Genomic DNA, 8021 nt, shown 5'->3' with positions numbered 1-8021 from the left:
TTCTTCGCACATACAGTTGCGATAGCAGCAGTTAAAGTTGTTTTACCATGGTCAACGTGACCGATTGTGCCCACGTTAACGTGTGGCTTATTACGTTCAAACTTAGCCTTAGCCATGAGATCTTCCTCGTTTACGTCGAACACAATTCTAAGATTGTTCAGTATCGACCTGTCGCCAAAAAAAATGACACTTTAAATACTTGAAAAGCAGACTAATAAGCCTGCTTTCTTTAAAACTTTGTAGAAATTTCTACTAAACTGTATATCTGGAGCTCTTATCGAGATTTGAACTCGAGACCTCTCCCTTACCAAGGGAGTGCTCTACCACTGAGCTATAAGAGCATTTAATACTTCGATGGAGCGGGAGACGAGGGTCGAACTCGCGACATGCAGCTTGGAAGGCTGCCGCTCTACCAACTGAGCTACTCCCGCATATTGGTAAGACACTAGATCGAAGTTTTAAAATTGGTGGTGAGAGAAGGATTCGAACCTTCGAAGCTTACGCGGCAGAGTTACAGTCTGCTCCCTTTGACCGCTCGGGAATCTCACCATTTACACTTACTTCAGTGTTGTTCTTTACTCGACTACTTAAACTCTCTAAGATGGTGCCGGCACACGGATTCGAACTGTGGACCTACTGATTACAAGTCAGTTGCTCTACCAACTGAGCTATGCCGGCGTTTCTTAGTGTTTCGTACGTTTCGTATCGGAACGGTGTGCAGTTTAGCAAAACTTGAAATCCGTGCAAGTGTTTTTTTCAAAAAAAACCCTAAAAACTCATAAAATCAATCCGTTTGATGATAATTCAACCGCTTTGATCACTGCGCGAGCTTTTATTTGGGTTTCATTCCACTCAGAATCAGGATTTGAGTCTGCAACAAGACCCGCACCAGCCTGTACATAAACCTTATTTTCGCGAATAACACAGGTTCTAATTGCGATAGACATGTCCATTTCACCATGCCAGCCTAAATAACCAACAGCACCGCCAAAAATTCCACGTTTTACTGGCTCAACTTCGTCAATAATTTCCATAGCACGAATTTTTGGTGCCCCAGAAAGTGTTCCTGCAGGGAATGTTGCTTTAAAAACATCCAAAGCATCTACGCCTTCCGCAACTTCCCCTTGCACATTAGAAACAATATGCATGACATGTGAATAACGTTCGATCACCATTTGATCAGTGACTTGCACTTTACCGATTTTTGATACACGCCCAATATCATTGCGACCCAAATCAATCAACATTAAGTGCTCTGCGATTTCTTTCTCATCGGAAAGTAAATCTTTTTCCAGCGCTAAATCTTCTTCTTTGGTTTTACCGCGTGGTCGTGTGCCCGCTAATGGGCGCACAGTCGCCACCCCATTTTCTAAACGCGATAAAATTTCTGGTGATGAGCCCACAATATAAAATGGCTTTTCATCACTAAGCGTCTTTCCTTGTACTAAAAACAGATATGGTGAAGGATTAAGATGACGTAATGCACGATATACTTGTAAAGGATCACCATCAAAGTCCGATACCATGCGATGACCAGGAACCACCTGCATCACATCACCCGCACGAATGTACTCTTTAACAGTTTCAATCGATTCTAAGAATTTTTCTTTACCTGTTAATGATTCAAAATGAGGGGCCGTGTGAGGCTTTGCCTGCAAGCTCACCGGTGTGGCAAGTAATGATTCAATTTCATCCAGCTGGCTTTGTGCTTTACTAAAAGCATCCGCATCCTGTGTATCCGCATGTACGATAATAAATAGCGTGTCTTTTAAATTATCAAAAACTACAACTGTTTTAGACAACATGAGCCATAAATCTGGCAATCCAACAGGATCAGCATCAGGAACGTTATTTAAGCGCGGTTCAATATAACGTACCGCGTCATAACCTAGATAGCCCACCAAGCCCCCTGTAAAGTTAGGCAAATCTGGAAGTTCTGCTTTTGATGGCACTTTGAACTGCGATTGAAAGTCACGGATATACTGGAAAGGATCTTGACACTCAAACGATTCGACTTGGCCATCAGTTTTCTGAATTGTTAACTGTCCTTCATTGCAAGAGAATACCGTTGACTCGCCCAGACCAATAATGGAGTAACGCGCCCAGTTTTCACCACCTTCTACAGACTCAAATAAATAGGCTTGTTGATGTTGTTTTAAACGTGCAAATACTGACAATGGAGTGTCAGTATCAGCTAAGCGTTGGCGATAAACTGGAATTAAGTTAAAACCTTGAGATTGAAGCTGTTGAAATTGAGTTGATGTTGTCATGAGGAATTCTCTGTAGTTTTCGATGCATATTGAATGTTCTATAAAGTCTGCGCTGAGAGACGCCATCGAAAAACATTAAAACTATTCATTCCTCTACCCTTCTTTATTTATTACAACTTATTTAGAAATCAACACAGTTAAATCATCAACTACTTGTTGCGGCTTACATAACTGAATATCTTCACCATGATTATAACCATAGCTTACGACAATACAATCAATACCCGCACGGCGCGCTGCCTCTACATCATTCGATGAGTCACCAATCATCAAGGTATTTGCCACATCAGTTCCAAAGGCTTCAACACAATGCAACAAAGGTTTCGGATCTGGTTTTCTCACCTCAAAACGATCTCCACCCACCGTATCCACAAAATAGTGATCCATCTTTAATTCAGCCAATATTTTTCTAGCGGGTAATTCCGGCTTATTCGTGACACACACCATTTTTTTTTGATGAGCTCGACCCCACTCTAAAAATTCGATAATGCCGTGAAATGGACGCGTATCCACGCACGGTTCGGCATTATAAATTTCTAAAAAAGTATCCAATAATTGTTGATGCTCAGAAGGCTCTACACGCCCAGTCAGATGCATTAAAACACTCTGACAGAACAATGAAGTCCCTTTGCCAATCCAATTTCGAACTTGAGATTCTGTGACCAAAGGCAGTTCTAATACATTCAAACTCATATTCATGGCACGATATAGATCAAATGCCGAATCAACCAAAGTTCCATCCAGATCAAAAAGAATTAAGTCACGCTGTTCCAAATTCGCAATATTCATTATTTTAAACCTAACAAAAAAGGCATGCGAAAGCATGCCTTAAAAAATCACATGCAACTTAGTTGAAAATAAACCAGGCAACTAGTGCCACAATCACTAACACCAATAATGCCATTAAGCCAATATTGGCATTTTTTTGAGTTTCCAACTCTTTTTCCGTACAAGCTGCAGGAATATTTACCTCACACGCTTCATGCTTATTGACAGTTGTATTAACATCAACTCCTTCAGGAATTGGGGCTGGTTTAGGAATTCCTACATTTTGAGGCATACCATCTCGAGTAAGCTGAACTGAGCTATCTCGCTCTTTCAGATCAGGCATACCCTGCTCAAGCATTTCAGCTGCTGCTGTCTTCTCTACTGCAACCTTTGAAGAAATTTCAGCTGTTGCGATTGCTTCGCTAGGCTGCTGAACATCTTGTAATGTTTGTGCAGATTGCGCAGGTGCTAAAACTGAAAATTTATGGCTAGCAAATTGCAGAATATCGCCATCTTTAACAATAGTTTCGCCTTCAGCAACTTTTGTATCGTTAATAAACGTGCCATTTGACGAACCTAAGTCTTGAACAGTGAGCACCTGCTCTTTTAGAAACAAAGCAGCATGACGACGTGATACATCTGCAGACTGAATCAAAATATCTGCATCTTGATGACGACCCACCAACATGTCTCGATCGATATCAACTTCTTTACCCGCAAATTCGCCAGTAATTGTTTGTAATTTCCAAGTCATAGTTTCGATCCATTATTCAAGTTTTGACATTTTAACATGGCTGTTTTCGAGATTCACATTGAACGCATGTTATCGAGATGGTCTCAATGTCGTGGTTGTGACCGTATTTTGTGTTCTTTGCACATCTTGTTTTGGCTCAATCGCGACAGGGGTTTCCACCACGACTTGGGCATTGTTTGTATTTGTTGTGGCAACTTGATTGTAAATCACAGGCTTTGGCAGCACTCGCGTTGATTTCACCACAGGATCCTGAGTCACGATGACATTTGGACGTTCAATCACACGCCCTACTGGCTTAGACTGTGCTGTCGGAGCAGTATAACGCTGTACCTGTGGCTCTACTGCTTGAGGCGTTGATGGCACTACGATAGGCTTAACGGGTTGAGGAGTACTTGATACAGGCAACCGCTGTTGGAAGATATCATCAACATTATCCGGTAGCTTCTTAAATGTTCCATCACCATCTAGCGCTAACTGCAAACTGTATAAACGGTCATAGCGTTGCTGTGACAATCTACGAATATCAGCCGTATCTCCTACGATTGTTGGATGAATAAAAACGAGTAGGTTTCGTTTCACATTATTCTTTGCATCTGCTCTAAACAGTCTACCCAAACCAGGAATCGAGCTTAAACCTGGGACGCCTTGACGCGTTAACTTAGTATCATCTGAAATCAGACCACCCAGTACAATTGTTTGACCATTTTCAGCCAAAATCGAGGTTTTTATGGCACGCTTAGTGGTCACCAAGTCTTTCGCCTCACCACTATCTGGCTTCACTGAGGATACTTCTTGTTCTACAGCAAGACGAACTGTTCCACCTTCACCAATTTGCGGAATGACCTTTAATGTAACACCAACATCTTTACGCTCAATTGAAGTATAAGGGTTTGCTGTTCCACCTGTTGTTGTCACAGATCCTGTCTGGAATGGGACATTCTCACCCACAACGATATAAGCTTCCTCGTTATCCATGGTGACAATCGATGGTGTAGACAATAAGTTCGACTTAGTATTGGTCTTTAATGCCTGAATCAGTGCGCCATACAGTTTACGCGATCCATTCGCACCTTCTTTATATTCACCTAAGGCCAATGAAGCACCAGCTCCAATCAAACCAGCACCCGTAGCTACATTACCAAGGAATCCAGAAGCCAATTGACTCAGCCCTACACCCGCTTTATCAAAATTGATTACACCAATACCGCTACTGATGTCACCTAGTGCCCACTGAACACCCAATTGATCTACGTCATTTCCTTCAACTTCAACAATAGCAGCCTCAATGAGAATTTGTTGACGACGCACGTCAAGTTGATGAATAGCAGATTCAATTTCACGCATGAGTTGAGGATCTGCTTTTACCACTAATGCATTTTGTGCACCATCAGCAATAATACTCACGCCATTACTATTAAAACTTGTAATATCTTGTTGATTTTGATTTGAACCACTATTCAAATTAATCGCTGGGGTATTCACACTCCCATTTGAAGACGTATTACTCGAGGTATTATTAATTAATGAGTTACTAGCACTTGAATTGGAGCTTGAACTATTTGAATTACTGGTACTATTCACCGCCTGACCAGATACTAAACCTTGTAAAATTTCAGCCAAATTTTTTGCGCTTGCATACTTAAGCTTAAATACTTTTAGACCGCCTAAGCGATCAGCTGAAGGAACATCAAGCATTTCGATCATTTGACGAATGCGTTTACGAGTACTTGGATCACCCTTGATCAAAATCCTATTAGTACGTGCATCTGCGATAATACGTACTCGAGAACCTGAAATGTCTTTGGCACCACCCGTAGAAGACATTGAATCCAACAAAACTATCAGCTCTTCAGCTTGGCTAGACTGCAAGCTAATAGCCTCAATATCGTTTTGTCCCGTTCCATCTAAATTACGAATAATCGTTTCAAGCTGTGCAATATTATTCGCACGATCTGAGACTATAAGCGCATTTGTACCTTGTACCGCCGCCAAATGCGCAAATTGCGGCATGAGTGGTCTTAACGCGGGTATTAGATCATTGGGGTTAGTATTTTCCAGCCAAATGACACGAGTGACCACTTGATCACCTCGTGCGTTCCGAGAGGCATCAAAAGGCACACCTGAATTTTTTACATTATTGTCAGGGACTAAGCGGATAGTGTTACCCGCAGGTACAGCAACAACGCCATTAACGTTTAACACACCCAAGAACAAATCATAGACTTCAGCTTTGTTTAAAGCCTTATTTGAAATGACCGTCACATTACCCCGAACCCGCGGATCAACTGCGAAGTTTTTTCCCGTGATATCTGCCACTTCATTAATAAATGCAGTTAAATCTGCATCACGCAGGTTAATTTTCCAAGTTTGCGCTTGCGCAGCGGTACTTGCGACAGCCAATACTGGTGCTACTGCGACCATCGCCCAAAGTGACCGATTTCGATTTAAAAAATCCATAACTTGTTATATTTCCTAATACTTTATGCAAATTTACACATTTTAAAATTCTTGTTGGAAGGTCATCACTTGATCACCTCGTTTTACTTCAATGCGAACTTTACCTTCTCGTTTAGCCTGTTCTAGCAGTTGTGCATCGCTTTGTCCTTGACCGACTGACTGCCCATTCAAGGATAAAACGCGATCACCAGGTCTTAATCCCAGTTTGCTTCTCAAAAATGCAGGCGTTCGATCCGTGACTTCATAACCTTGACCACTGTCAGTGTTGACACCCATATTACTTAAGTATTGTTCACGATTTTCTTGAATTTGATTGATTGCCTGACCAATGGCATTTTGAGTGGTCGTTTGACCAGAATTCGGTGTTACGTTAGCAGAATTTTGCTGTGCATCAGGTATCAGTGGCTGATTAAGATTCTCTATTCCAGTAAATCTCAACTCAGTCGTCGCACCACTCGGCTGTTTCAATACCACATGATCCCAATATACTTCTGAAAGCTGATAAGAACTTCCTTCCAAAGTTTGTCCAATGGTATAACGATCAGCAACCTCTCGCACTTTAATCACGGCTGAAGATTGACTACTTGGCGTCGAAACCACAACCCCTTGCAACGTAAGCGCTAAATTAGCATCAGCACCACTCACTTGCGCACCTGTTTCTTGAAACAATGAGAAACTCGATATATTCGGAACAGGAAGTTGCTGCGAACCTAATGCGACTTGCTCAACTTGCATGACTTGCGGTGGTGCAACCACCAACCAAAATAATGAAGCGAGCTTCCACATCATGATTAAAATCAGAATAAATAAAGTAAGTGGAGCAATTCGATCTAAATCTTTTAATGAAATTTGTGAAAACTTATCTTGGAATCCTTTCATTAGAAACCTCCACTCAGCAGTGGCTGTCTCGTACTGACAACAAAGGTATCCAAACCAGCTTTACCATCGTATGAAGGCACATTCATTAATAATCTTTGGGTCACCTGTGCATCCAACATTAATGCAGGATCTAAACTAAGGTTGGCCATTTTTTGCCCGCGCTGATCTTGTACATCAATGAGCAGTTTTCCAGCTTCGTCTGAAAATTGCCCTTTTAAGGATGGCATATTCATTCGTTCTTGTTTTTGGGCAAATGTATAAGTTAGCGTACCACCACCCCATTGCATCTCTCCGTCGGTTTTTGCAAAACCATCGTTTTGTTTGAATTGAAATGCTACATCCTTCAGCTGAATACTATTCTGAGGCCATTGCCAATCCACAAATGTTTTAAGTGTTTCAGGAGCAATATTTCCACTCATATTTTTGATAATTATTTTTTTCCCAAGCCCATAACCCACTACACCATTGAGTTGAGTCTGACCACTATGTATTTCTAAGTTGGCACCAGCCCTTAATAAAATCAGATCGAAAGGACGTGTTTGCCAGATGACAGAACCTGCGAGATTTCCTTTTTGCCAATCTGCTTGACCTTGCCAGATATTGCCACTGACATTTTTTAAAATTTGATTATTTTTATAAAATTTAGCTATGAGCCACGATGCTGGAACTTGTAAAAAAACAAATAATAAAAAAGCGAAGATAGCGACGCTTAACCACACCATTTTTTTTGATTTTTTTATCATTCCATGTATACCAACATCTAAGTCTAATTAACCGCAAAATGTTTGAAAATTTTCTATCTTGGTATTATGCATAATTTTTACACTTCTCCAATTCACTTATAAAAAAACCAAGCAGATTTGCTTGGTTTTTTTAATATTAGTGTCATTACA

At 41.0% G+C, this 8021-nt stretch carries 7 protein-coding genes and 4 tRNA genes; all 11 read right to left on the bottom strand.

Going from position 1 to position 8021, the window contains the following annotated elements:
- Window positions 1–116 (bottom strand): GTP-binding protein (locus tag FTV32_RS12275; RefSeq protein WP_244782822.1); only part of this gene is annotated, 116 nt, incomplete at its 3' end.
- A 150-nt stretch (window positions 117–266) separates the two neighbouring features.
- A tRNA-Thr gene (locus FTV32_RS12270) sits at window positions 267–341 on the bottom strand.
- 14 nt (window positions 342–355) lie between these two features.
- Window positions 356–431: transfer RNA gene (locus tag FTV32_RS12265), tRNA-Gly, on the bottom strand.
- A gap of 34 nt (window positions 432–465) precedes the next feature.
- Window positions 466–549 (bottom strand) — tRNA-Tyr (locus FTV32_RS12260).
- 53 nt (window positions 550–602) lie between these two features.
- A tRNA-Thr gene (locus FTV32_RS12255) sits at window positions 603–678 on the bottom strand.
- A gap of 98 nt (window positions 679–776) precedes the next feature.
- Window positions 777–2270, bottom strand: a complete 1494-nt coding sequence (gene trpE / locus FTV32_RS12250) for an anthranilate synthase component I (protein WP_180028792.1) — start codon at window positions 2268–2270, stop codon at window positions 777–779.
- A 117-nt stretch (window positions 2271–2387) separates the two neighbouring features.
- On the bottom strand, window positions 2388–3059 hold the full coding sequence (locus tag FTV32_RS12245; protein ID WP_180028791.1) for a phosphoglycolate phosphatase: 672 nt from the start codon (window positions 3057–3059) through the stop codon (window positions 2388–2390).
- Between the two features lie 58 nt (window positions 3060–3117).
- A complete protein-coding gene (locus tag FTV32_RS12240) occupies window positions 3118–3792 on the bottom strand; it encodes an FHA domain-containing protein (RefSeq protein ID WP_092766454.1) in 675 nt (224 codons plus the stop codon).
- 69 nt (window positions 3793–3861) lie between these two features.
- Window positions 3862–6249 carry a type II secretion system secretin GspD gene (gspD, locus tag FTV32_RS12235; RefSeq protein ID WP_373683353.1) on the bottom strand — a complete coding sequence of 796 codons (2388 nt, stop codon included), beginning with the start codon at window positions 6247–6249 and terminating at the stop codon, window positions 3862–3864.
- Window positions 6250–6291: 42 nt separating this feature from the next.
- On the bottom strand, window positions 6292–7128 hold the full coding sequence (locus FTV32_RS12230) for a type II secretion system protein N (protein WP_180028790.1): 837 nt from the start codon (window positions 7126–7128) through the stop codon (window positions 6292–6294).
- Window positions 7128–7871 (bottom strand): type II secretion system protein N, encoded by a 744-nt coding sequence (gene gspN, locus FTV32_RS12225; RefSeq protein ID WP_180028789.1) that lies wholly within the window; start codon window positions 7869–7871, stop codon window positions 7128–7130. The genes FTV32_RS12230 and gspN overlap by 1 nt, the downstream gene beginning before the upstream one ends.
- Between the last annotated feature and the right edge of the window lie 150 nt (window positions 7872–8021).

This window comes from Acinetobacter sp. YH16032, assembly GCF_013417345.1.
Lineage (GTDB): Bacteria > Pseudomonadota > Gammaproteobacteria > Pseudomonadales > Moraxellaceae > Acinetobacter.
The sequence above is the reverse complement of the archived record's forward strand: the minus strand, read 5'-3'. Positions and strand labels throughout refer to the sequence as shown.

Bases quoted from the DNA above. Each gene is read 5' to 3' on its own strand.
- trpE (WP_180028792.1), bottom strand. From the start codon at position 2,270: ATGACAACATCAACTCAATTTCAACAGCTTCAATCTCAAGGTTTTAAC.
- FTV32_RS12245 (WP_180028791.1), bottom strand. From the start codon at position 3,059: ATGAATATTGCGAATTTGGAACAGCGTGACTTAATTCTTTTTGATCTG.
- FTV32_RS12240 (WP_092766454.1), bottom strand. From the start codon at position 3,792: ATGACTTGGAAATTACAAACAATTACTGGCGAATTTGCGGGTAAAGAA.
- gspD (WP_373683353.1), bottom strand. From the start codon at position 6,249: ATGGATTTTTTAAATCGAAATCGGTCACTTTGGGCGATGGTCGCAGTA.
- FTV32_RS12230 (WP_180028790.1), bottom strand. From the start codon at position 7,128: ATGAAAGGATTCCAAGATAAGTTTTCACAAATTTCATTAAAAGATTTA.
- gspN (WP_180028789.1), bottom strand. From the start codon at position 7,871: ATGATAAAAAAATCAAAAAAAATGGTGTGGTTAAGCGTCGCTATCTTC.